General features: G+C 47.0%; 19 protein-coding genes. 11 read left to right on the forward strand and 8 right to left on the reverse strand.

The window, feature by feature from the left end; genetic code table 11:
* Positions 1 to 67: 67 nt before the first annotated feature.
* Positions 68 to 1,804 (reverse strand): HAMP domain-containing methyl-accepting chemotaxis protein, encoded by a 1,737-nt coding sequence (locus tag NST33_RS05270; protein WP_221819304.1) that lies wholly within the window; start codon positions 1,802 to 1,804, stop codon positions 68 to 70.
* Positions 1,805 to 2,261: 457 nt separating this feature from the next.
* Here NST33_RS05270 and NST33_RS05275 point away from each other — a divergent pair, with 457 nt between their 5' ends.
* The 3 genes from NST33_RS05275 to NST33_RS05285 all read left to right on the forward strand — a co-directional run bounded on the left by NST33_RS05275 (position 2,262) and on the right by NST33_RS05285 (position 6,960).
* A complete protein-coding gene (locus NST33_RS05275; RefSeq protein ID WP_339307096.1) occupies positions 2,262 to 4,220 on the forward strand; it encodes a CotH kinase family protein in 1,959 nt (652 codons plus the stop codon).
* A 371-nt stretch (positions 4,221 to 4,591) separates the two neighbouring features.
* A complete protein-coding gene (locus NST33_RS05280) occupies positions 4,592 to 6,280 on the forward strand; it encodes a methyl-accepting chemotaxis protein (RefSeq protein ID WP_339307098.1) in 1,689 nt (562 codons plus the stop codon).
* A gap of 35 nt (positions 6,281 to 6,315) precedes the next feature.
* The gene (locus NST33_RS05285; RefSeq protein ID WP_339307100.1) at positions 6,316 to 6,960 is read left to right on the forward strand and encodes a Vat family streptogramin A O-acetyltransferase; all 645 of its coding nucleotides are present in this window, start codon (positions 6,316 to 6,318) and stop codon (positions 6,958 to 6,960) included.
* 340 nt (positions 6,961 to 7,300) lie between these two features.
* Here the strand turns inward: NST33_RS05285 and NST33_RS05290 are convergent, their stop codons facing one another.
* Together NST33_RS05290 and NST33_RS05295 are read right to left on the reverse strand one after the other, a co-directional pair.
* A complete protein-coding gene (locus NST33_RS05290; RefSeq protein ID WP_036606368.1) occupies positions 7,301 to 7,573 on the reverse strand; it encodes an HU family DNA-binding protein in 273 nt (90 codons plus the stop codon).
* A gap of 103 nt (positions 7,574 to 7,676) precedes the next feature.
* Complete coding sequence (locus tag NST33_RS05295) at positions 7,677 to 7,877, reverse strand: cold-shock protein (protein ID WP_017690333.1); 201 nt, start codon at positions 7,875 to 7,877, stop codon at positions 7,677 to 7,679.
* A 169-nt stretch (positions 7,878 to 8,046) separates the two neighbouring features.
* Here NST33_RS05295 and NST33_RS05300 point away from each other — a divergent pair, with 169 nt between their 5' ends.
* From NST33_RS05300 to mglC, 7 genes are all read left to right on the forward strand, one after another.
* Positions 8,047 to 8,949 carry a tyrosine-type recombinase/integrase gene (locus NST33_RS05300; RefSeq protein ID WP_339307102.1) on the forward strand — a complete coding sequence of 301 codons (903 nt, stop codon included), beginning with the start codon at positions 8,047 to 8,049 and terminating at the stop codon, positions 8,947 to 8,949.
* A 332-nt stretch (positions 8,950 to 9,281) separates the two neighbouring features.
* A complete protein-coding gene (locus NST33_RS05305; protein WP_339307104.1) occupies positions 9,282 to 11,015 on the forward strand; it encodes a response regulator in 1,734 nt (577 codons plus the stop codon).
* Entirely contained in the window at positions 11,012 to 12,835 is a 1,824-nt protein-coding gene (locus NST33_RS05310; protein WP_339307106.1) for a sensor histidine kinase, read from the forward strand. The genes NST33_RS05305 and NST33_RS05310 overlap by 4 nt, the downstream gene beginning before the upstream one ends.
* A complete protein-coding gene (locus NST33_RS05315) occupies positions 12,816 to 13,988 on the forward strand; it encodes a substrate-binding domain-containing protein (RefSeq protein WP_339307108.1) in 1,173 nt (390 codons plus the stop codon). The genes NST33_RS05310 and NST33_RS05315 overlap by 20 nt, the downstream gene beginning before the upstream one ends.
* 171 nt (positions 13,989 to 14,159) lie before the next feature.
* On the forward strand, positions 14,160 to 15,221 hold the full coding sequence (locus NST33_RS05320) for a galactose ABC transporter substrate-binding protein (RefSeq protein WP_036606548.1): 1,062 nt from the start codon (positions 14,160 to 14,162) through the stop codon (positions 15,219 to 15,221).
* Between the two features lie 74 nt (positions 15,222 to 15,295).
* Positions 15,296 to 16,801: a sugar ABC transporter ATP-binding protein gene (locus NST33_RS05325; RefSeq protein WP_339307110.1), complete on the forward strand. Its 1,506-nt coding sequence runs from the start codon at positions 15,296 to 15,298 to the stop codon at positions 16,799 to 16,801.
* 15 nt (positions 16,802 to 16,816) lie between these two features.
* On the forward strand, positions 16,817 to 17,836 hold the full coding sequence (gene mglC / locus NST33_RS05330; protein WP_339299534.1) for a galactose/methyl galactoside ABC transporter permease MglC: 1,020 nt from the start codon (positions 16,817 to 16,819) through the stop codon (positions 17,834 to 17,836).
* Positions 17,837 to 18,076: 240 nt separating this feature from the next.
* Here mglC and NST33_RS05335 read toward each other — a convergent pair whose 3' ends face one another.
* Positions 18,077 to 18,412, reverse strand: coding sequence for a hypothetical protein (locus tag NST33_RS05335; RefSeq protein ID WP_339307112.1), 336 nt, complete (start codon positions 18,410 to 18,412; stop codon positions 18,077 to 18,079).
* A 415-nt stretch (positions 18,413 to 18,827) separates the two neighbouring features.
* Between NST33_RS05335 and NST33_RS05340 the strand changes: the two genes are divergently transcribed.
* Positions 18,828 to 20,243, forward strand: a complete 1,416-nt coding sequence (locus NST33_RS05340) for an ATP-binding protein (RefSeq protein WP_221819310.1) — start codon at positions 18,828 to 18,830, stop codon at positions 20,241 to 20,243.
* A gap of 325 nt (positions 20,244 to 20,568) precedes the next feature.
* On the opposite strand, the gene NST33_RS05345 is transcribed toward NST33_RS05340, so the two are convergent.
* The 4 genes from NST33_RS05345 to NST33_RS05360 all read right to left on the reverse strand — a co-directional run bounded on the left by NST33_RS05345 (position 20,569) and on the right by NST33_RS05360 (position 25,917).
* Positions 20,569 to 22,401, reverse strand: a complete 1,833-nt coding sequence (locus NST33_RS05345; protein ID WP_339307115.1) for an ABC transporter ATP-binding protein — start codon at positions 22,399 to 22,401, stop codon at positions 20,569 to 20,571.
* Positions 22,394 to 24,184 carry an ABC transporter ATP-binding protein gene (locus NST33_RS05350; protein ID WP_339307117.1) on the reverse strand — a complete coding sequence of 597 codons (1,791 nt, stop codon included), beginning with the start codon at positions 24,182 to 24,184 and terminating at the stop codon, positions 22,394 to 22,396. The genes NST33_RS05345 and NST33_RS05350 overlap by 8 nt, the downstream gene beginning before the upstream one ends.
* Positions 24,185 to 24,267: 83 nt before the next feature.
* A complete protein-coding gene (locus tag NST33_RS05355; RefSeq protein ID WP_339182447.1) occupies positions 24,268 to 24,702 on the reverse strand; it encodes a MarR family transcriptional regulator in 435 nt (144 codons plus the stop codon).
* A 267-nt stretch (positions 24,703 to 24,969) separates the two neighbouring features.
* Complete coding sequence (locus NST33_RS05360) at positions 24,970 to 25,917, reverse strand: iron-hydroxamate ABC transporter substrate-binding protein (protein ID WP_339307119.1); 948 nt, start codon at positions 25,915 to 25,917, stop codon at positions 24,970 to 24,972.
* Between the last annotated feature and the right edge of the window lie 12 nt (positions 25,918 to 25,929).

Below are 25,929 nucleotides of genomic sequence, written 5' to 3' on the forward strand. Positions count from 1 at the left end.
GAGTGTAGTCACTCATGAGCCTTGGTTTTTACTGTGTCGTATTCTTGTTCTCTGTATCCTATTAATTCTATTCAGCGCGTACTTTAAAGAATGAAATCAGTTCTTGAAGTTGCTCGGATACAACCGAGAGCTCATCCGAGGCACTCACAATGGCTGCCATGGAGGCTTCCTGCTCATCAATTGACTGCTCAATTTGTTTACTGCTGCTTGCTGCCTTGCTGACATTGGCAGACAGTTCATCGGCCGTAGCAGACATTTCTTGTGTGCTTGCCGAGATCTCTTCAGTAGAACTGGAGATATCCTGAATCTGGTTTGCAACTTTATTCGTAGCAGTCAGAATATTCTCGAAGAATACACCAGTCTCTTGGGTAACTTCCAAGCCTTTGGTGACTTCCTTGGAACCCAACTGCATCGCCTCGGAAGACTGCATGATATCCCGTTGAATTTCTTCAATTAACTGTCGAATTTGCTTCGCTGATTCCTGCGATTGCTCTGCCAGGTTACGTACCTCGCCTGCAACCACGGCAAAACCTCTTCCTTCTTCACCTGCGCGGGCTGCCTCAATTGAAGCGTTAAGTGCAAGCAAGTTGGTTTGTCCGGCAATTTCCGTAATCACGTTAACAATGTTGCTAATCTGGTTCGAGTTATTTTCCAAAGACTGAATCGAGTTTGACGTATTTTGCACCGCACCGGAGATCAGGCGCATCTGTTCAATGACTTGTTGCATCACCACATTACCGGTGCTGGAGCGCTGCTCCATGCTGAGTGCTTCATCTGCCACATCGGCTGAGCTACTGGCGATCGTCTGTACTACCGTTGACATCTCTGTCATGGCACGTGCGTTCTCCACAGTGGCTTTGTCTTGTGACACCAGTCCAGTAGATATTTCTCGAATATTGGTGCTGATGGATTGAATGTTCACATTATTTTTCTCGGAAATGCCTAGTAGTTGTTTGGAAGATTCCGAGAGGTGATGCGAAGTATTCTGTACTTTATAGATGGTTGTATTGAATCGATGGATCATCGCATTGAACTTCTCGTTGATGATACCCAGATCATCTCGTCCGGTATCGATGGTTACGTCCAGATTACCCGTGCTGACTTCTTCGATACCTTTCATCAGATTGCGGATCGGAAGCAACGTTCTTTTCAGCAAAATGAATTGCAACACCATGAACAGGATCAGGAAACCGATCAGGAACATCAAACCGTACGTAAGCAGTTTGTTCAGACCTTTTGGAACGGCACTTGCATCTACATCGAAGTAAAGAGCAGCGTACATGGAGCCATCTGCGTTATTAATCGGATAGATCAGAGTGGTCCAGGTTCCGTACTCATCCGTGTAGAAATCACTGAAGGCAGGTTTCCCGTCCTTTTTCATCTGTTCCAGCACTACGACGTTATTCTCGGGCAGCGGGTACATGGCACCTGCAGGCAGATTACCTTCCTCGAATGGTTCCAACAGGTTCGTTGGAATCGCGATGATGGACGTTCCGTTTCCTTGCTCAAGTTCTGAACCGAAAATGTACGCTTGCGCGATGTTTGGATAGAATTCATGGATGGAATCAAGATAAGTTTTCATTTCCAGCTGTACAGGACCGGAGTAGCTTTTTTCCTTAGCCGCTTCTGCCACTTTGGCAGTGTCGAGATCGTCATACCATTTCTGGGTGATGACGGTAGCTTGGTCGTGCAACTGTTCAACCAAGATATTTTTTTGCAATTGATACGCGGCAGTAATCAGGATTACACCGATCAACATGATGCTGCCGAATGAAATCACCAAATTTTTGATGAAGAAAGGCATGGTACTCCAGCGAAGCTTATTAAACAAGATGGTTCACTCCTTCTACGATTGTGACGAAGGACTTATCCTGGGGGTTTACACGCTATGTAATTGTTGACTTAAAAAATGTAATGAGGTCCCTAAATATCTTTTCTGCTCAAATTCTCTTTTGTTTCTAAAAGCTTTTTGTAATGAGTTTTGCTATTCACGTATATGAACTCCAGGTAAGTTCTACTCTTCAGATATATCGTTATAAAGGCATATTAATGTTAGATAATTGCAATAAAATAGGACTTATGAACCGGTTCCAAGGTTATAATTGCGCTTTTTTTCATTATATTTCTTGTATGTCCATGAAAATTTCATAGTGATACATATCATTTATAATCGCGTTTAAGATTCACTAAAGGTTAGTCCCCTACCATGGTTACATAAGCCTCAGTAGCTTAATAGAAACCAAGAAGGAGGATTCATCATTTTGAATATTTTATTACGAAAAGTTACAGTAATGGCATTGTCCGTGACGATGGTAACGACATCTTTTGGGCTGATCGGAAGTCCGAATGCGGCATATGCTTCAGAAAGTACAGCGACAACCACGAGTGCAGGCGTGACGCAAGCTTATGAATCATTGTTCCAGACGGATAACGTCATAGATGTGAATGTAACGATTGATGATGCAGACTGGAAGAGCATGCTCGAAAGTCCGCTGGATAAGGATTATAAGAATGTGAGTGTGGAAGTGGACGGCAACAAGCTGGACAATGTCGGTTTCTCCACCAAGGGCAATCTGACCCTGAAAGCTGTAGCCTCAATGGAAGATTCGGACCGTTACAGCTTCAGACTGAAGTTTGATAAATACGATAAAACACAAAGCCTGCTTGGACTGGACAAAATGGTGCTGAACAATAACTACGCCGATCCGTCGTATATGCGTGAAGTTCTACACTATGAAGCACTGCGCAGCATTGGCATGGATGTACCAATGACGAACTATGTTAATCTGTACGTTAACGGCGAGTTTGTTGGTTTCTATACTGGCGTTGAAGCAGTGGATGATAGCTATCTGGAGCGCAACTACGGTGAGAATTACGAAGAAGGTGACCTCTATGATACGGATGAGAAGAGTTATCTTCAATACGAAGAGGGCAGTGACTACAGTACAATCACCAAAGACTTGGGTACGGATAAGGACAAAACCAAACTCAAAACCTTCATCCAAACACTAAATGAGATGCCAGAAGGAGAAAAGGGTGATATTGAAAGTGTACTGGACGTAGATTCGGCGCTTCAATATATTGCAGGCAACATGGTTTTTGGCAACTATGACAGCTATAACGGCGACAAAGGACACAACTACATGCTCTACAGTGATGCCGCTGGCAAGTTCACGGTTGTTCCTTGGGACTTCAACATGTCCTTCAACGGGTACTCGGGCGGAGGCGGACGTGGCACAACAACCGGATCAACCACGACTAACACCAATGCTACGAACGTATCTGTAGACGAGCCTGTATTGGGCATCAGCATGGAAAATGTACCGATGATCAATAACCTGCTTGCTGTGCCGGAGTATAAGGAAAAATATTTGAGTTACGTCAACGAACTGACGGACTACATGGAAGGCATTCAAGATCGTATTACTGTCCTTGCCGATGAGATTCGTCCTTATGTAGAAGCAGATCCAACGAAATTTTATACGACAGAACAGTTTGAATCCAACATCGCTTATTCTGCCAATGCAGATGCGGCAGGTGGTATGGGCGGTACACCACCAGAAGGATTTGAGGGAATGACCCCACCTGAAGGCATGGAAGGTATGACGCCGCCTGAAGGTTTCGAAGGAATGACACCTCCGGATGAAGCAACAGATCCAACAACGAATACAGGAAATACGCAGACACGCCCTGGTGGTAACTTTGGCGGCGGGGGCGGAGGTATGGGCTCCATGGCAGCCGGATCACTGACGACATTTGCACTGAACCGTCTTGCAAATCTGCAAGGACAACTCGGACGTGAAGTAACGCCTTTGCCTGAGAATTCGGAAGAGACAGGTTCGAATACTTCATCCGGAACAACCGACAAAACTATTACCGTAACACTCGATGGTAAATCGATCACATTCCCGGATCAGGACCCGCTGCAGCAAAATGGACGAGTAATGGTACCTGTGAACGCAATCCTCGAAGCAATGGGTGCAGAAGTGACTTGGGACAAAACGGCTAAGACGGTAACGGCGGTTCTGAATGATCAGACCTTTGTGCTCAAGGTCGGAAGCAGCACCGCAACCGTAAATGGAGAGACACTCGAAATTGATGCACCAGCGATCATTCAAAACAGTCGCACACTCGTTCCTGTACGCTTCATCTCAGAAGGACTGGGACTTACCGTGGACTGGGATCAAACCGCTGCACAAGTAAGCCTTACATCCAAATAAGAGATATCTTCTCAAGAGCAACGTTGTTGTATGGAGAATAAGAAAAGGGATTCGATGGTCAGATCGAATCCCTTTTTGCTCTGCTTTGTCAGGTTAGACGGAGCGAACATCCAGCAAAATCCGGCCTCGTTCATGTCTGGCCTTACTTTTGGCATGTGTTTGATTGGCTTCACTTAAAGAACATTCTTACATGATTACGGATAATTCGTAAAATATTAGGCTTCAACAAGTTATTTTTGTGATAAAAGTCACTGAAATATTATAAATATTGTGATCACTCCTACCGATAAGACTATAGTGATATTCGAAACGGATTCGAAATTGGCTTGAATATCCCCACAACTACATAGGGAAAAGGGTGGCTCACACACATGCCAAGCATGAGCATCGGTACCAAAATCAGTTTGATCGTTATCAGTATATTTATCACCTTCTCTTCAGCCGTGGCGGTAAGTGTAATCCTGGAGATGAGACAGGGGATTACGACATTTGCTACAGAGAAGGCAAAGCGAGATTTGGAGATGGCGAATAGTATCATTACATATAAGCATCCAGGAGATTGGGCCATTAAGGATGGACAATTATTCAAGGGAGATGCCGCGCTGGAAGGCAACTTTGAATTGGTGGATGAGATTGGACAAGCGTCTGGGGACACGGTGACGATCTTCCGAGGTGACGAACGTGTTGCAACAAATGTCATGGTGGACGGAAAGCGTGCTGTCGGCACGAAGGTATCGGACGAGGTCGCCCAGACCGTTTTGCAGCAAGGGGAAAAATACTACGGTGAAGCCGTGGTTGTGGGTCAGAAATATCAGACGGCCTATGAACCAATCAAGAACGCATCCGGAGACATTATTGGAATTTTCTATGTGGGTGCTTCTCAATCGTTAATTGATGTGATTATCTCCTCGTTCCTCAAGACATTCCTGATCGTATTCCTGCTTGCAATGTTGGTCGCAATTACCCTGATCCTGCTGTACGTTCGCAGGGTGAGAGTAAGAATCGAGCGGGTATCTGTGGCGATTAAACGTGCGGGGACGGGCGATTTCACACAGCCAGTTGTGGACAACATCCAAGACGAGATTGGCATGCTGGGTACGGGATACAATGAGATGAGAAGTAATCTCCAGGTCATCATTCAAGGCGGACTTCAAGCTGCGGAGAAAGCAGAGCATTCGACTGGACTGCTACTCAAGATTGCGGATCAAACGGCCAAAGAATCGGCGCAGATTGCATCCTCCGTTGAACAAGTGGCGCACGGAGCCGATAGTCAGACGATCAGTACAGAAGAAAATCTGCAGGCCATGGAAGAAGTGGCTATAGGTGTACAACGTATGGCGGACAAGGCCTCCAGTATCTCGGACTCTGCCTTGTATTCACGCAAACAGGCAGAAACCGGAGGTGAAGCGGTGCAACTTACCGTTCAGCAGATGTCTACAATTGAATCTTCCGTTACCACAACGGATGAAGTCATTCGTATGCTGGAAGGGAAGTCGGCACAGATTAGCCAGATGGTTTCCGCCATTCATGAGATTGCAAATCAAACGAATCTACTCGCCCTCAATGCATCCATTGAAGCGGCAAGAGCAGGGGAGCATGGCAGAGGATTTGCCGTCGTATCTACCGAGGTTCGTAAACTGGCTGAACAAGCTGGAGACTCTTCAGATCGTATTGAAGAACTGGTCGAAGCCATGGAACAAGATATGCAGCAATCGCTATCGGCCATGTCGAGAGTGAAGGACGAAGTACAGGAAGGACTGCGCTTGACCCGGGAAACGGAGCAAAACTTCAGCCTGATCCGGGATACAAACCTGCGTATTGCTACAGAGATTGAGGACATGGCTGCGACGAGTGAAGAGATGTCCGCAGGCGTGGAACAGATCGTGGCTTCTGTGCATGAGATCGCTCGCCATGCGCAGACGGCCAGTACCAATTCACAGCAGGCTGCAAGATCTGTTCATGAACAGCTCAAGTCGGTAGAACAGATCAAGGCATCTGCGGCTATTTTGTCTGATGTGTCGACAGAGCTCCAGACCTCACTTAGTCCGTTTAAGATTTAATATCTGTTACAATAGGGAAAAGGAGGGACTACAATATGGCCCCTGATAAAACAAAACTTTTCCCGAATGAGAATATCCGTACGGTATGTTATATTCAAAACCTGCCGCCGCGTTCCAACGTGGACATCGGTGATTATACCTATTATAGCGATAACACGAATCCGCCAGAGCAATTCTATGACCGGATACAGCATCATTATGACTTTATTGGTGATCGCCTGGTCATTGGGAATTTCTGTGCAATTGCGGAAGGTGTGACATTCATTATGAATGGCGCTAATCATCGGATGGAGGGTATGACCACTTATCCGTTCAACATTTTTGGTGGAGGATGGGAACGTGTGACACCTACACTGGAACAACTTCCATATAAGGGTGACACGGTACTGGGGAACGATGTATGGCTTGGACAAAATGTAACGATCATGCCTGGTATCACGATTGGAGACGGGGCAATCGTTGCCTCCAATTCAACCGTTGTTAAGGACATTGAACCCTATACGATTGTTGGTGGTAATCCAGCCAAGACTATTAAAAAGCGTTTTGACGAAGAGACGATTGGACTGCTGCTGGAATTGAAGTGGTGGGATCAGGATGAGGAATGGCTGGATACGCATTTGGAACGTCTTGTCTCTACATATGATCTCCAGATCTTGCGCGAACTACAGAACAGCAAATAGGATGGTTGTACATTGTGCATAAAAGATAAAAAAGCTGGTTCCCTGACGGAGCCGGCTTCCAAGCAAATCAGGCCCTGGACCGTTTTGAGCGGATCAGGGCCTCTTGTTGTCCAAGATGAAATGTTAATTTAGCGGGTGGGTGGTCGTAGGTTGCAATCAGACTGTACTGATGGGGGCTTTAAATGAGTATGAGCTTCTGTATGATCCGAGTTTGTCTGTTTGCCTGAATAAAAGTTAATGATATCATCAACGGTAGTAAACACGACATTTAAATCCATATTATCATTGTGTGTTTGAATAAAAACCTCTTTTCAATGGGTTGTTACGTTTGTTACGTGGTTTAATTTAAAGCTTCTTTCATGCTTAAACCTGCTGTGAATACAGGAACTTTACCTGCAGGTAGTTGAATTTCCTTGCCTGTTTTCCGGCTTCTTCCCGTTCTTGCCTCACGCTTCTGCACTTCAAATTTCCCGAATCCAACCAGTTGAACTTCTTTACCTTCTTTGAGAGCTTCGAGAATCGAGTCTAGTACAACGGTTACAGCTTTTTCAGCATTCTTCTTGGAGAAACCGCCAGCCTTAGCTACTTCTGTGATCAATTGTTCTTTATCCATGGGAATACCTCGCTTTCATTCTTGTGATGTGAAATCTTTTCTTTACTGTGCAACATATGTGTAAATAAAAAGCTGCCTTATTAATAAGGCAGCTTTCATATAATTAAAGTTTAGTAACGTTCTCAGCTTGTGGTCCACGGTTACCTTGAGTTACTTCAAATTGAACGCGTTGACCTTCGTCCAAAGATTTGTAACCTTCACCTTGAATTGCACTGAAATGAACGAATACATCTGTTCCTTCTTCAGTTTCGATAAAGCCGAATCCTTTATCCGCGTTGAACCATTTCACTGTACCTGTTTGCATGTGATTCCTCCAAAAAATAAGTTTTTAGCCGATCATTATGACGAGTATTATTGAAAAATTGACACTCACCTGGTGCATTTAAACCACGAACTTGATGTCCGCTAATGTATCGATTAATATGATAATACCATGTCCGCTAATATAAGTCAAGATTTGGAGGTATTTTCTAATGAATCAGTCATCAGGGATTTCGGTGCAGCGGGAACCGACGATAGAGGAATTCATACATATGCTTGCTAATGAGGGAGAATTGCATCCCAAAACCGTGAAGGAATATACAAGTGATCTGAAACACTTTATTGAATGGTACAAGGAAAGCACCATGCTTAGCGAAGAGTTCTCACTGCGAATTGAAGATGTGGATACATCCACTTTAGTCAGTTATCGTGAAGATGCTCACAACGTTATGTTATTGAAACCAGCCACCATTAACCGGAGGTTGATTACGCTGAAGCGTTTTTTCAAATGGGCTGTCTTGGAATCCAGGCTCAGTCATGACCCTTCCAAACCATTAAAATTCATTCCGGAAGACAAAGTAAGTCCACGCCGAATGACATTAGAAGAGGAGCAGGCATTCCTCGCGGCAGTGGAGTGCGGTAATTCCCTTCGTGATCAGACGATCCTGACCTTAATGTTTCACACAGGCTTGCGAACGATGGAGGTATGCAACCTCAAGCCTCAGGATATCGAACTTGGTAGACGAAGTGGTCACCTGACAGTGAGAGCCGATAAAAGCAACGTGCAACGTAAGATCCCTTTGAATATACAATGTGTTGTCATGTTGAATCAGTACTTATCTGATCTTGCTACCGATCCTGCTTACCTTTTTCCTTCAGAGAAGACAAACGATCGTTTAACGGAGAGAGCATTGCGACACCTGATTAAAAAAGTAATGATAACAGCAGGGCTAGAAGGATTGAGTTCACACGATCTGCGTCATCGTTTTGGCTACGTCATGGCTGAGCATACGCCACTGCACCGTTTGGCCGAGATAATGGGACACACCAACCCAGATACAACCATGATTTATTTTAAAGCATTAAGTACAAATCATCGTAAAGAACAAGAATGAAGTCTGAATTATAGTTACAATCAAAACACCTCTTATTAGAAGTACTTCGAAATTTTCCGTGTTTGTATTACTTTAACCTACCTTTAGCATTCATATACTATCCTTCACATTTCACTTAGGCACTGCCCGACAGGGTTGCCTTACCTCTAACAAAGAAAGCGATTACATATCCCTGATAATATTGTATATTATGATGGCAACCTTGGAGCAATCAACATGAGCCTTTGCATTTTGCTTCAATTCGGTGAGCCATAAGAAATCAAATGATTCACATGCTACATATATATTCTTTGCTAGGACATAAGGTTGTCATCAAAAGGAGGAATCCAAACATGTACCGGGTACTGCTGGTGGATGATGAAGAAGATGTGCGTGAAGGACTTGTTGTAGAGGTCGATTGGGAAGCGCTTGATCTGCGGATAGTCGGTTTGGCTGAGAACGGGCGGGAAGCATTGGAGATGGCGGAGCGGGTGGAGCCGGACATTGTGGTGACAGATATCAGCATGCCATTCATGAATGGTCTGGAACTTGCACAAAGATTGAGGAAGCGTAATCCACTCGTGAAGGTGGTCATTTTGACTGGATATGATGAATTTGATTATGCGAGGCAAGCCATCTCGTTAAGTGTGGATGAATATCTGCTGAAGCCATTCTCGGCAGGACATCTCACCGAACTGCTCACAAGATTGCGCGCCCAGATGGCGGCTGAAGTGGCTGAGCGTGAAGATGTACAGCAGCTGCGTGAGCACTATCATACCAGTTTGCCTTTATTACAGGCAGATCTGATGGCGACCTTGCTCCATCGGCAGAAATCCTCGACATATATTCATAGTAAAGCCAAACAATGCGGATTGGACCTGATAGGAGAACGCTATGGTGTGTCCGTATTGACACTGCACATGGATGGAGATGTACAGAAGGAGAAGTCTGAGGGAGTATTTATCGAGACCCCACAGCGAGATAACAAAACATCATCCGAGGTAGCGGATCAGTCTGAGATATTGGTTCCCGGAGGTTCCTTGCGTCAATCTGAGGATGCTGAGCTGAAACGCTTTGCTGCACTTAACATTGCGGCAGAAGTCTGGGCGGAGCATGGGGCTGGTCATGCCTTTATGCATCAGGAGACGATTGTCCTGCTCTATGTGGATCGTACGGGCGGTACAGATGGAGTGAAGCGGCAACAGAAAGCGTTGGAAAATGTGATGCGCAGCATCAACCACTATTTACGTATCCCGGCTACGGTGGGATCTGGTCAGATTGTCGATACACTCGCGGATGTGAATCATGCCTATGAAGATGCCCTGCTGGCATTGGATTATCGACTTGTGCCCGGAACGGATTCAATTATATACATCGCGGACGTGGAGCGACAGACAGCGGGCAAGCTGCGGTTCGACGAGTTGAAGCAGCAGACGCTGACACGTTGTCTGAAGGCGGGTACACAAGCGGAGCTGGAGGAAGCACTTGCGATCATTTTCCGGGAAATTACAGTGGAACACGGGCGAAGTGATATTCAGCTCTATTTAATTGAAGTATTAACAACAGTGTGGAAGGCAGCACAGGCATCAGGGGAAGCGATGGAGGACATCTTTGGTGCAGGGTTCCAGTTGTATGCGGATTTGTTCCGACTTCCGGGACTTACTGATGCACAGAAGAAGGTACGGGAAGTCTGTCTACTCGTACAACATCGCATTGCCAGCGGACGTCAGCATGTATACAAGGATATTGTCGAGCAGGCGTTAGTCTTCACCAAGGAGCATTATGCCGACCCGGACCTGTCCATTCAGAAGTTGTGCGGCCATCTGCATATCAGCTCCGGTTATTTTTGTGGCATTTTCAAAAAAGAAGTGCAACTTACCTTCCTGCAGTACCTGATGCAGATCCGAATGGAGGCAGCGCGTGAACTGCTTCGCTCGACAGAGCTGAAGTCATTTGAGATTGCGGAGCAGGTTGGCTTTGCTGAACCCAATTACTTCAGTTTTTGTTTCAAAAAACATACTGGCGTCTCGCCCAAAGAATATCGTAAACAGGCTTCTCAGACGGCAAGTGAAGGTTCGATCCGATGAAGTTTTTGTCCAGATGGGTGAAGTCCACGGGACCTCAATTACGCTCTCGTCTGCGTTCGTCCAGAGTCAGCAGTATCCGGTTTATTATTACGTGGTCCTTTTCCGTTTTCATCGTCTTGGTACTGACCATCATGGCGATGCTTCTGCATGACAAGTTCACGCAGGCTGCCGAGCGAAGTGCGGAACTGACGACGAGACAGATTGTGGATCAGGTCAGTTATAACCTGGAGGATTACGTTCGCAGTATGTCTCATCTGTACCGTGCCATTGAGGAACACATGCTGCGTGACGGGACATGGGAAGGGGAACTGGTGGATAAACAACTAGACACACTGCTCAGCAGTCGTGAAGATATCATCTCGATTACTCTGCTTGATTCCACGGGGAAATTGCTCAAGAACCGACCTACAGCTGAATTAAAACCAAGTGCCCATGTGACACAGCAAGGGTGGTTTCAGTCTGCGCTTCGTGTGCCGGATCACCTGAGTTTCTCGTTACCTCATATTCAGAACATGTACACAGGCCCATATAAATGGGTCGTTTCCATGAGCAAAGGCATAACGATACGGCAAAATGGTCAGGATCGGCAGGTTATCCTGCTGGTCGATATCAATTTCAAACAGATGGATGAACTGAGCCGTCGGGTCAGTCTGGGGCAACGGGGATATGTCTATATCATCGATGAGAGTGCGGGCAATATCGTGTACCATCCGCAGCAACAATTGATGTATATGGGACTCAAAAGCGAGAATATCGAACAGGCTTTGGTGGCTTCCGGCAGTTACGAAGATGAAGCAGATGGACAGAAGAGGCTGAATACCGTGAAATCCGTTGCCAATATCGGGTGGAAAATAGTCGGTGTTGCTTATCTGGATGAGATTATGACAACGCGTCAAGAGGTCAATGGATATCTCATTCGTGTACTGGTCGTTGTTCTGGTACTGGTCATTCTCGTATCCCTGTTTCTTTCCTCCAGTCTGACGCGTCCGATCCGGCGAATGGAACGTAAGATGAAGGCGGTGGAGCGCGGGGATTTCAACGTGGAGTTGCCTATTGAAGGGCCGCTGGAGGTGGAACGACTATCCCGTCGCTTCAACCTGATGGTCAATAAAATTCGCACCTTGATGGATGAGATCATCCATGAACAGGAACAGAAGCGGCGTCTGGAGCTGGAGGCTTTACAGGCTCAGATCAATCCACATTTTTTATACAACACCCTGAATTCCGTGGTGCGCATGGTAGGCATGAGCCGCAATGAGGAAGTGATCACGATGATCACATCTCTTTCGCGCCTGTTCCGCATAAGTCTTAGTCAAGGCAAAACGATTATCACGGTCAGGGAAGAGCTGGAGCATGCGCAGCATTATTTGACGATTCAGCAGATGAGGTTCAAGCGCAAATTCAACTTTACGATTAAGGCCGATGATACGCTTCTGGATTGCCTGACATTAAAGCTGGTGCTTCAACCCCTGATTGAGAACGCCATTGTTCATGGCATCGAGTACCACATGGACGAAGGAAGTATTGAGGTCGATGTCTATCATGAGGACAACAAGCTGGTGTTTCGCATTACAGATAATGGGGTCGGCATGACGGAAGAACAGTTGTCGGGATTATTGAGTGGTCGCCCTGTGGTCAAAAGCGGTGCAGGCTCTGGCGTAGCGGTACGCAACGTCCATGACCGAATTCGGCTTTATTATGGGGAGGGCTTCGGCCTTGAATTTGCAAGTGAGTTGGAAGAAGGTACCACGGTCTGGGTTCGGATTCCCATTCAATCGCAGCGTAAGGAGGGCGAGCCTGATGACAGACAACCAAGTTAATAAGAACAATGCCCATAGAGGTAAAGGATTGAATGTCCGTACATTTTGGGGGAAAATTGCTACGAGCTTTCCTGGAATCCGGGAACGTCATTTATTAACTCTGACAGTTGCAAGCTGCTGTCTGCTCATATGCAGTGCCTGTGGCTTATCGAGTCCCGATGCTACGGCAGCAACGCCACGTATTGCGCTGATTACGCCAGCTGGGACAGGGGAACTTGCGGAAGCTATCCGGCTTGGCGCCGAAGCGGCTGCCAAAGAGAGTGGAGCCGAACTGATTACCGTGGAAGCATACCCTTCCGATGGTGATGTGTACACGCCTGCCATTCTGGACTCTGCTGGAAGTCAGATGCAGGTCAAACAAGCAAATATCAATAGCCAAACGTTGTCTCGCAGTGCGCGAGAGCAGGCTCAAGTGGGGGCCGCCGTATCGGCTCTGAAGCAGGGGGCATCAGCTCTATTGGTTGATCCCCTAAGTGAGAAGGCACTTAGTGACATCATTCAGGAGGCACAGACAACAAATTCCGATGGAACCATTGTTCCTGTCATTGTGCTTAACGATGAATTTCCCGTGAAAGGCATCACCAGTTTTATCTCGATGGATAATGTTGAGGCGGGAAGACAGGCCGGCCAGGCTATGGCGGAGCTTCTGGAAGGGAAAGGGCATGTGGCCTTATTGGGCCCCGATCCTCTTAATTCTGGTCTGATTCAGAGAGAGCAGGGAGTTATGGAAGCCTTGGTACAGTATCCTGATATTCAAGTGGAACCCAAATCGATATGTAATACACGGGATGGATGTTGGCAGACTGCAAAGCAATTGCTGGACCAGAAGGAGGTGGATGGCTTCATTACTCTTCAGGAACCTGCTTCTCTGGGAGCAGCTGATGAACTGAATCGACGCAAATCTGCAGCCAAGGTAAAGATTGTTGGATTTGGCAGTGAACAACAGCAACTGGAGCAATTGCAAGAAGGGGTCTTTGATCATCTCATCGTCCAGAATGGATATAGTGCAGGTTATCTGGGATTGAATCAAGCCGTTGCGCGTCTGAACAATCAACAGGTGCAAGCGAGAGTGTTGCTGGAGACCAAGCTGGTTAGTACAGACAATATGTTCTGGATGGATAACCAGAAGCTGTTGTTCCCTTTTGTACAATAAAAGAGTGCCGGAACGAATGCTGAATGAAGAAATTAAGAAGTTTGTTAACTTGAGGAAGATTTCGATAGAACAGGTGAAGATATTGTATTCGAATTTAATGTAAACCCTTTCATAATAAAGACATCGGTGAAGCCGAATGAACTTGGGGGAGGTCATTAGGATATGAAGAATATGAAGAAAACGTGGATGACACTGTTGATTACGGCATGTATGGTTGTGGCGGCGGGGTGTAGCAGCGGCGGAGACAGTGCGGGTGGAAGTACGGGAACAGATACAGGAGGTCAGACAGCAGCCGGTACGGAAACGCCAAAGATTGGTGTTGCCATCTACAAATTCGATGATACATTCATGACGGGTGTACGTAATGCAATGACTGCAGCAGCGGAAGGCGTTGCGACTCTGGATATCGTGGACAGCCAGAATGCACAGCCGACCCAGAATGAGAAAGTGGATCTGTTTGTGTCCAAGAAATATAATGCAATGGCCGTGAACCCGGTGGACCGGACGGCGGCAGGGGTCATCATTGACAAGGCCAAGGCAGCGAATATTCCAGTAGTATTCCTCAACCGTGAGCCGGTAGCGGAAGACATGAACAAGTGGGATAAAGTGTACTATGTCGGAGCTAAAGCGGAAGAGTCTGGTACGATCTCCGGACAGCTGATTGTGGATTACTGGAAAGCACATCCGGAAGCAGACAAAAATGGCGATGGCAAACTGCAATACGTCATGCTGAAAGGGGAACCGGGCCACCAGGATGCAGAGCTTCGAACCAAATATTCGGTTCAAGCGATCCAGGATGCCGGTATCGAAGTGGAAGCACTGGCGGAAGACACGGCGATGTGGGACCGGGTGAAAGGTCAGGAGAAAATGCAGGCATTCCTGGCTTCCCATGGCGACAAGATTGAAGCCGTTCTCGCGAACAATGATGACATGGCGCTTGGAGCCATTGAGGCATTGAAAGCAGCCGGATACTTCAAGGATGGCAAATCAATGCCGGTGGTAGGTGTGGATGCAACAGCTCCTGCCATTCAGGCTCTACAGGATGGTACGATGCTGGGCACGGTACTTAATGATGCCAAGAATCAGGGTGCTGCCACGGTTGCTCTGGCTTCTGTCCTTGCCAAAGGGGAGACACCAACGAAGGAAAATACCAAATACGATATTACAGATGGTAAATACGTCTGGATTGCATACAAAAAGATTACAAAAGACAACATCGCCGACGCCCAATAACAGCACGAGACAGGGACGTCCGACATTCGGGTAGCGTCCCTTTTTTGCCGGTCATATGGAAGGGAGGAACCAAGATGGAGTCACCTTACCTGCTGGAGATGAATGGAGTTTCCAAAGCATTTCCGGGTGTGCAGGCACTAAGTCAGGTCACATTGAAAGTGAAACCGGGGACGGTTCACGCCTTGATGGGAGAGAATGGAGCGGGGAAATCCACACTTATGAAATGTCTGTTCGGCATGTATCACCCGGATGAAGGAACGATACGTATCGAAGGAAAGGATGTGGATATTCCGAATTCCAAAGCGGCCCTTCAGCAAGGCATATCCATGATTCATCAGGAGTTGAACCCGGTCCCGCATCGTCCGGTGATGGAGAATATCTGGCTGGGTCGTTTTCCAATGAGGGGAATACTGGTGGACGAGAAACGGATGTATACCGATACGCTGGCCCTGTTCAAGGACTTGAACCTGGATATTGATCCGAAGGCTCAGGCGGGAACACTGTCTGTTTCCAAGATTCAATCGATGGAAATCGCCAAGGCGGTCTCGTTTCAATCCAAAGTCATCGTCATGGATGAGCCAACTTCTTCCCTGACAGGCAAGGAAGTGGATCAGCTCTTCGCCATTATTAATGAACTGCGCAGTCGCGGCGTATCCATTATCTATATTTCACACAAGATGGAGGAGATCCTGACGATCTCGGATGAAGTGACGATCATGCGTGATGGTTTCGTTGTAGGAACTTGGGATGCTGCTGATTTAACAACAGATCTGATCATTACGCGTATGGTTGGCCGTGATCTGGACGAACGTTTCCCGGAACGGACGAACGTACCCGGTGAAGTGATATTAAAAGCCGAGGGTCTGACATCAAGCCAGCCCAAATCGTTTTGTGATGTATCCTTTGAGCTGCGAAAAGGTGAAGTGCTTGGCATTGGTGGCCTGGTTGGAGCACAGCGGACAGAACTGATTGAGTCCTTGTTTGGACTGCGTGGACTCGCTTCAGGTACGATTTCGATTCATGGGCGCAAGGTGAAGATTAACTCCCCCGCAGCAGCGAAGCGTCATAACATTGCGTTGCTCACCGAAGAACGAAGAGTCACAGGAATCTTCCCGGTGTTGTCGGTGTATGAGAACACGATCATTGCCAGTCTGGGGCGCTACCGAAATCGCGTGGGCTTGCTGGACGAGAAAAAGGGCCGCGAAGAGGCGCGTGAGCAGACGCAGAAGTTCAGAACCAAAACGCCTTCAGTTAACACGCTGATTCGCAACCTGTCTGGTGGTAATCAGCAGAAAGTTCTGCTGGCCCGTTGGTTATTGACCGACCCGGAGATACTCCTGCTGGATGAACCGACACGTGGAATCGATGTAGGGGCCAAGTTTGAGATTTACACCATTATTACGGAACTGGCTCGTCAGGGCAAAAGCATTATCATGATAAGCTCGGAGATGCCTGAACTGCTGGGTATGTCGGATCGCATTATGGTGATGAGCGAAGGGCGTCTTACCGGAATCGTGGACGGAGCCGAGGCAACCGAGCAGGATATTATGAGGCTGGCCGCGCAGCAGCGGATGGCTTAGTCAGGAGGGAAACAGATGAACACACAGATGATCAATCAAGTAAAACAATATGTAACACAACGCGCCATCTTTATTGTACTGATCCTACTCATTATTGGTATTGCGATTGCCGATCCGAATTTTCTGGCCTTCTCCACACTGCGGGACATCTTGCAGCAGTCCTCCACACGGGCCATTATTGCGCTCGGTGCAGCCTTTATCCTTGTCACGGGCGGGGTCGATCTGTCCGCTGGACGGGTGGTTGGTCTGACAGCGGTTGTATCGGCGTCGATGCTGCAAATTGACGAGTATGCCAACCGCTTCTTCCCCGATCTGCCCCATTTGCCGGTGTTGTTGCCGATTCTGGTTGGAATCACCGCAGGTCTATTCGTGGGTTTGGTCAATGGACTGATTGTTGCCAAATTACATGTACCTCCTTTTATCGCAACGCTGGGTACGATGGTTGCCGTGTACGGACTGAACTCCATTTATTTTGATACGGAACCCAACCAGTCACAGCCGATCGGAGGATTGAGACCCGATTTTACCGTCATTGGCTCTGGATACATTGATCTGGGCGGAGGTTATTCCATCCCGTATATTGTCCTCATTGCGATTGCGGTGGCATTAATCTGCTGGGTGATCTTTAACAAAACACGTCTCGGCAAAAACATGTACGCGATCGGTGGCAACATTCAGGCAGCGCATGTATCCGGGATTCATGTGGCACGTAACCTGGTTGCGCTGTATGCCATTGCGGGTGCACTATATGGTCTGGGCGGTGTACTTGAGGCAGCACGCACAGGTGGAGCAACAAACAATTATGGTAACATGTATGAGCTGGATGCAATTGCCGCATGTGTGGTAGGCGGCGTATCAACGGCAGGAGGTATTGGAACGGTACCTGGGGTTATGGCGGGTGTGCTGATCTTCGGGGTCATTAACTATGGTCTGACGTTTATTGGTGTGAGCCCATACTGGCAGTTGATTATCAAAGGATTGATCATTGTTGCTGCGGTGGCTTTTGACATCCGTAAGTATATGGCGAAGAAATAAGATGAGCCTCAAGAGGTTACACCAGTCACTCCGATGACAGAACAACCTTCTGATCGCTGTTATCCCCAGATTTTTTTGATTCCCTTCTAAAAGAAGTGAAAATCCGGGGATAAAGGCGAACGCTCCGCTTCTTCAGGTTATTTCTGTCCTCTACGTTGTTGTGTAAATAATTTGTTTATCTTATATGGAAAAGCAGCAAAGAAGCCAGCCCTCGGGATATAGAGAGCTGGCTTTAATTGTTTAACCATTGACCATCCAATCGATAACGGGGATAACTGGTCCAATGATGCATAAGAGCAACATGAATCCGGCGACGTTATAAGATACACTTGTGCCATAATGTGAACGATTTTTTTTGGCAAGCAAGAAGGCTGGAATCCAGAAGAGGGCTGCTACTACAAAAGGAATATGAAGTCCTTGAGTTCCATTGCTATAAATCGGTATGTTTATTAAGTTAAAAAGATAGTGACTGATCATAAAATTTGTTGTGCCCCATTGGAAATTAAAGGCGAGACCCATCAATAGTACGAGTAGAGAGAGCGTTCCGAGGCCCAGTGGTTTTCGTTGTGTTATCATGTGATATCCTCCATAAGAAAGTATTTATCCTAAATTAATCCATTAATGTATTGTACCACAATAATGATTTATGCGAAGAGGAATTGTTTCACTTTTGTTGATTACAATTACATCATATGTCCTATTGCCTTCATAATTTATACATTCGTGCGAATTTGACGAGCCTCCACTAATCGACAACATCAGCTAATCATAATCGATATAATACATGTACATAAGTTGTTTGATGTGAGTTTTATGTCAAAGGGGGCGAGGCTGTTTGCTTAGTTACACGATGAAAATGGTGATATTCCCGCTAGGTTGTCTGCTTGTCATTCTGTCCTCTTATGTTCTCAGGCTTACCCCTAATATGGCAATAATGTCACTTTCGGCGACATTATTGGTAGCAAGTATTTATGGGGAGAGACGATATCCTGTGCTGCGAAAATTTCAGTGGATTTTTCTCGGGATATTCCACTATTTCAGTGAACTGAACTGGTGCAACATGCTGTATTATATGCTCATTATTTCAATGATCCAGGACAAACCAAGGTTGGCACAGACCTTGCCGATTTCGTTGCTGCTTATGCTGCAATATACGTTGATTCGGCTTTCGTATGTGCCTGTAGATACATATGCTTTGCTGGTTTCGTTATTTGACCTGTTAACCTCGGTTGTTATCATTTTTTTGTATCATACCTTAATCAACAGTGAGGTCGAGAAGCGCAGGCTTCGGGAAAAGAATCGGTTCCTGACCCTGCATGATCCGCTTACCGGACTGTTGAATTACGAAGGTTACATGGAGATGTTACATAAGACAGTAGAAGAGCAACGGTCTTTTTTGCTTGTCCTTTTGAACGTCAATAACTTTAGCGGCTTTAAAAAAGATTCAGAAGATCCTTGGTGTACGGTAATCACAGGTACAGGCCAGATGATCAGCAATCATTTCACCGAAGCCTATGGCATATCCCGGTATGCAGGAGACCGATTTGCGGTCGTTTTGCCAGAGATACAGGATGTGGAAGAACGAATGTCGTCACTGCTATCCGTGCAGCTTCAAGGACTCCAGGTTAGCTACAGCATCTCTCTGTACCCTGAAATGTCAGATTCGTTGCAGCACTTTATGACGGTAGCCGAGGATAGGCTGCTTCAACAACAGCGCAGCAAATGGCTGAAAAATGAAGAAGAAGTATTTCGTTCCGAAAGACTGAGGGCTGTAGGTGAACTGGCTGCGGGTATGGCTCACGAAATTCGGAACCCGCTTACCGCAATTCGGGGATTCCTGCAACTGTCCCGTGGACAAGCGTTTAATATCGCGCCATGGTATGAAGTGATTATGGGTGAAGTGACGAGAGTAACCGATTTGACAGCTGAATTTTTGCAGTTTTCCAAACCACATGCCAATCACATGAAGCCTGAACATTTGGGTCACTGCCTTGAACGCGTGATGTCTTTGACCGAGTCAGATGCGGCATCCCGAGGGCATCAAATTACGCTTGAAATGACTAATGAGCCAGTTGTGATCATTATGGATCGAGATAAAATTGTGCAGGTATTGATCAATCTGATTCGTAACGCTTTTGAAGCAATGACTGATCCTGGTGAGGTCCATATGGATTTGTTGCAGGACGGGGACGCAGTACTCATTTCAATTACAGATACAGGAAGCGGCATTCCGGAAAATTCGCTATCCACCATCTTTAATCCATTTTATACAACCAAAGAAGAAGGTACGGGACTTGGACTTGCACTCTGCCAGAAAATCGTTCAGGATCACAATGGTAAAATTACCGTCCATAGCGAAATGGGGGTTGGCTCTACCTTCACGCTTCATCTGCCCATGGAGACGTAAATCGTATAACCACCCAGGGATACCAATAACATATTCATTAGTCAAAATAAAAAAACGCTGCTTGGGTCCTGAAAGAACCCCCATGCGGCGTTTAGTATTTCAATTTCAGACTATATTGGGTTGAACTAATCATTTAAACGTAACGGAGAGGACAGAAAAAACCTGAAAAGCGGAGCTGAAAGCTTTCTGAAAGAAAGCTACTTCGGAAGCATGCACCTCGCCTTTATCCCCGGGATATCCCCTTGTGAAAAGGAATTCGATAAAATCTGGGGATAACAGCGATTGGAAGGTTATTCTTTCATCGTAGTGTCTGTGTGAATAATCATTAGTTCGACTTATTGAGCTTTCCCTGATGTAACTGATAGTAGAATCCTTGTTGCTGCATCAACTCGTCATGGCTGCCCCGTTCAGCGATCTGTCCATCATCAATGACGAGAATCTGATCGGCTTCACGAATCGTGCTCAGTCTGTGGGCGATAACAAAGCTGGTACGGTCTTTCATTAAAGTGCGCATCGCATCCTGGATCTTCATCTCTGTACGCGTATCAATGCTGCTCGTTGCTTCATCCAGAATAAGAATGGCCGGATCAGCCAGAATTGCCCGGGCAATGGTCAGCAGTTGTCGTTGTCCCTGACTCAGGTTGCTTCCCCCGGAAATGATGGGGGTATCGTAGCCCTGTGGCAGTTTGCGGATGAACGAATGTGCATTCGCCAGCTCAGCCGCTTGTCGGATCTGTTCATCCGTTGCGTCCGGCTTGCCGTAGGCAAGATTGTCGCGAATGGTACCCGAGAACAGGTAGGCATCCTGAAGCACAATACCGAGTTGCCGACGGAGTTGATCCTTCTCCAGTTCCGAGATGTCACATCCATCAATGGTAATCTGTCCGCCTGTAATCTCGTAGAAACGGGGCAACAGGTTGATAATGGTCGTTTTACCTGCCCCGGTAGGTCCAACAAGTGCAATCATCTCACCAGGTTTTACAGTAAAACTAACCTTCTTGAGAATGTCTCGCTCCGCGCTATACCCAAAAGAGACGTCTTCAAATACAACTCTACCTTGAATCTGATCCAGCTGTTTCTTCTGTTCCTCTACGTATTCGCCAGGTGTATCCATAATGTGGAACACACGTTCAGCACCTGCGATTGCAGCCTGAATGAGATTGTACTGATTGGCTAGATCGTTGAGTGGCCGCTCAATCTGGCGGGAGTAAGCGAGAAAGCTGACGATCAGTCCAATGGACGTCATTTCATGATAAGCCATCCATCCACCTACAGAAGCGAGTATGGCAAACCCGATATTGTTCATCACGTTCATCGTGGGTCCAACTAAACCTGAAACGGTCTGGGCCTGTGTGCTGGATGTGCGCAGTTTCTCGTTCAGATTCTGAAAATGCCGATGTGCCTGATCCTGACGGTTATAGGCAGCAACGACTTTTTGTCCAGCAATGGTTTCCTGAGCATACCCATTAAGCTCACCAAGTAATTTCTGCTGGGCGGTGAAGTGTTTGCGTGTTCTCGACGCGATCAGGCGAGTGGCGATGGTTATCAAGGGTACAGTCACCAGACTGAGTAGGGTGAGCCGAACATCGAGTGCAAACATGATCGACAAGGAGCCAACGAACAGGATGGCACTGGACATCAATTGGGTTACGCTTTGATTCAGCGTTGTAGATACGTTATCGATATCATTAGTGGCTCGGCTCATCAGGTCCCCGCTTTGATTTTTATCAAAAAAGCTAATAGGCAGCTCTTGCAGTCGAGAGAACAACGCATGTCGCAGATCTTTGACGGTCAGTTGGGACACACCAATCATGACATAGGATTGAGCCCACATCAGGAGTGAGCCAAGGGCATAAACACTCAGCAAGAGGAGACATTCCTTCAGCAAACCCGCTGTTATTTTGGGCACGATATGTTCGTTAACGGCACGGCCGAGAAGGTAAGGTCCTGCCAGGTTAAGCAGTGTTCCAAGAGCCGTCAGCACTAATGCAGCAATAACTCCTCTGCGATGACGTCCCATGTACGACCATACCCGGATTAGGGCGTGGCGAGCATTTTTGGCTCTGACTTTGGGAACAGGTCCTCTGCCCGCAGGTCCGGGTCTTCCGATGGGAGGCACGACCGTTTGTTGTATGGAGGAAGATGCAGGTTTAGCCAAATTGAACATCCTCCTTCCGTTGCTGCGAATAATAGATGGCTTGATAGTGTGATGAATGAGCCATAAGGTCATCATGTGTGCCTCTGGCAACGATCTGTCCTTCATCAATGACATATATACAGTCTGCATCCTTCACGGAGGAGATCCGCTGTGCAATCAAAAAGGTGGTACTGTCTTTCATCAAGGATTGCAAAGCCTTCTGAATGCTCGCTTCCGTGCGTAGATCCACAGCACTGGTGCTATCATCCAGAATCAGCACTTCAGGTCGCATAAGCAGGGCGCGTGCAATGGAAATCCGCTGTTTCTGTCCACCGGACAGATTGACCCCGCGCTGACCCAGTTCCGTGTTATACCCATCTTTCAGTTTCATAATAAAATCATCCGCAGCCGCAGCTTGTGCCGCAGCATGCAATTCAGCATCCATTGCACCGGGCCGGCCGAAACAAATGTTATCCCGGATGCTGCCGCTGAACAGAATGGATTCCTGGAGCACAATGGACACACGGCTGCGAAGATCCTGAAGATCCCAGTGACGAACGTTCACTCCATTCACGAGCACTTCACCTTGCGAAGCATCATACAGACGGGGAATTAGCTGCACCAGCGAGGTTTTGCCTGAACCTGTAGAACCGATCAGAGCCACTTTCTCACCCGGGCGAGCCTTCAGATTAATTCCGGTGAGTGCATGGTCACCATCATAACGGAAAGATACGTCTCTGAACTCCACTTGACCGCCTGTGTGCGAGGGAAGAAAAGACGGTTGGTATGAGGACTGCTGACGTTTAGACTGATGTGACTGTACATTCCCGGAGTTATCGTTGTCGGTTCCCGATTGGATATCTGGCTCTGTATGTAACACCTCGTTGATCCGGGCAGCAGATACCTTGGCACGGGAGAAGCTCATCATCATCATGCCGATTGACGTGAGGGAAGAGAGTACAACCGTGACATAGTTGATAAAAGCAATCAGATCCCCGGCGGCAATATCGCCTCCCACTACCTGGAAACCTCCAAACCACAGCACCGCTACAATGGTAGCGTTCAGCATCAGGCTGAGCACGGGTGCGTTCAGCGTTACAATACGCCAGGCTTTGACGGCGGTTGTAGTGTAATCTTCGTTGGATTGCTTGAACCGTTTTTTCTCCAGACGTGCACGTGCAAACGCCTTGACGACACGAATGCCGGCAAGATTCTCCTGAAGCACGGCGTTGACCTGATCAAGCTTGATCTGCACACTGGCGAACAGCGGATAGGAAGCTTTTATCAGAATAAATAAAATAATAAACAGTACCGGTACTGTCGCAATAAGAATCAAAGCCAGTTTCACACTGATCGTAAACGCCATGATGATACTTCCGATGATCAGCATTGGCGAACGGATAAACATCCGCAGCAGCATCTGTACAAAGGTCTGCATCTGGGTAATGTCACTGGTCAGACGAGTGATCAGAGAACCTTCCTGAAACGTATCCAGATTGCGGAAGGAGAAGGTTTGAATATGGTCAAACAGTTCCTGGCGCAGATCTGTGCCGTATCCAACGGCAGCTTTGCTTGAATAGAGTGTACAGCCTGCGCCGCCAACCCAGCCGATTAACGCAACAAGTAACATGATCAGACCTGTGGTCACGATATGGGGCAGGTTCCCTGCAAGTACACCATCATCCACAATGCTGGACATCAGCTTGGGCTGGAGCAGGTCCATGGTAACCTCAAGTACCATGAGCAGCGGGGCGACGATTGCCGCCGACTTATACGGGGTCAAGAATCGTTTTAACGTCCACAATAGGGAATCACCTCAATCTTCATTGCATAAGTGAATCAATTTCATAATACCTCTAGCTGCTTCAATTGCGAGTCTGCATCGCCTCAGGATTCACGCAGGTTTTGGAGCATACGCTGTGCAAGTGCAGACATGATCCGGAGTTCTTCCGGTGTAAAATCTTTCTGGGCCTGCTGTTCCAACTTCTGAATCACTTCTCTCAATTCTTGTAGCGCGGATCGCCCCTGATCCGTCAGGTATACCCGCAGACTGCGCAGATCCTTCGGGTCTGCTTCGCGTCTCACATAACCGGATGATTCCATGCGCTTGAGCATGACAGTTACCGTTGCGGGACTGCGCTGAAGTTGTTCGGCCAGGTTTTTCTGGGATTGGCCATCTTTTCGTTCAAGCTGGAACAGCAAAGGGGGCTGCCCCGGGTATAACTCGGGGTGGTTCACAAGTTTCTCATGAACCTTGTAGCGTTTCAGTTTCACGAGTTCGGATAGCTGCCCCATTAACCGATCATTTTGGACTGGGTTCATATCATCTACTCCGTTCGTATCCTTTTAGTTAGTCGACTAAATAAATCTTAAGTTTGATTTGACATATCGTCAAGTGAATACAAGTCGTTAATTTTGGATTTAAGGTATTTCCAGGTCGATTGGCTGGAAAGTAAACAAGTAAAATAGATAAGAAAAAAACAAAAACCTCTGCTTTGAGCGGAAGAGAGTATGATAACTAACTCTGTTCCGGTCTCTAAGAGAGGTTTTTTGGTATTGTGACACGTTAAGTGTGGAGTGTAAGGAAAATCATTTTTTGGAGAACATTTCTTTGGCTTCATCCATGGCCATTTTATTACCGATAGATGAGTAATCCAGCCAAGGCTGTGCACCAATCGGGTAGACATGGCTGGCTTTGACTGCTTTCAGACCTTGCCAGATCGGATTGTTTTGCAGTTCCTTGAACATGGTCTGGGCTTCATCATCCGAATTCACAACTACAAAGATTGCATCTGCATCATAGTCCGGCAATATTTCACGGGAGACGACTTGATACGGTTTAGTCGAATCGATATCTGTGATCCCTTTGGCAGGAGTCAGACCGAGATCCTCATACAAAATGGGACCCATGGGACGGCGTGTACTGAACACACGTAATTCTTTGGCAGTAACACGGATCGCCATCACAGTACCATCATCAATCGTGTCATGAATCAGAGATTTCACTTCTTCCGTTTCGGTTGCGTAGTCCTGAATGTATTGCTCGGCTTCCTTCTCGCGATTCACGAGTTTGCCAATGTCTTTCAGATGGTCGCGCCATGTACCGTCATCCAGATTGAAGACATGCACCGGAGCAATTTTTTCGAATTTGGCAATGTCACCACCGGAGAATTCTTCGTCCAGATAGATCACATCGGGTTTCAGGGCAAGCAAAGCTTCCATATCCGGGTCTTTAACCGGACCAAGTGGTGTTGTATTTTGAAGTTGATCAGCAACATGGGACAGGAAGCCTTTAGCTTCACCACCAATAACGGAACCAACCGGAGTAATGCCGAGAGACAGCAGATCATTGGTCAGATGGATCGACATGGAGGCAATGCGTTGCTCTCCCGAACTTGAGCTGTTGTCTTGATTCTTGGTTGAAGTATCCGTAGACGAACCACCAGAAGCAGATGATGAATTATTGGTCGTTCCACAGGCTGCGAGCACAAGTACCAGACAGATACTCATGACAAGCATAAGATTTTTCTTTAACATGGGTAGTCACAA

Origin of the sequence: Paenibacillus sp. FSL L8-0435 (genome assembly GCF_037965655.1) — a bacterium.
GTDB lineage: Bacteria > Bacillota > Bacilli > Paenibacillales > Paenibacillaceae > Paenibacillus.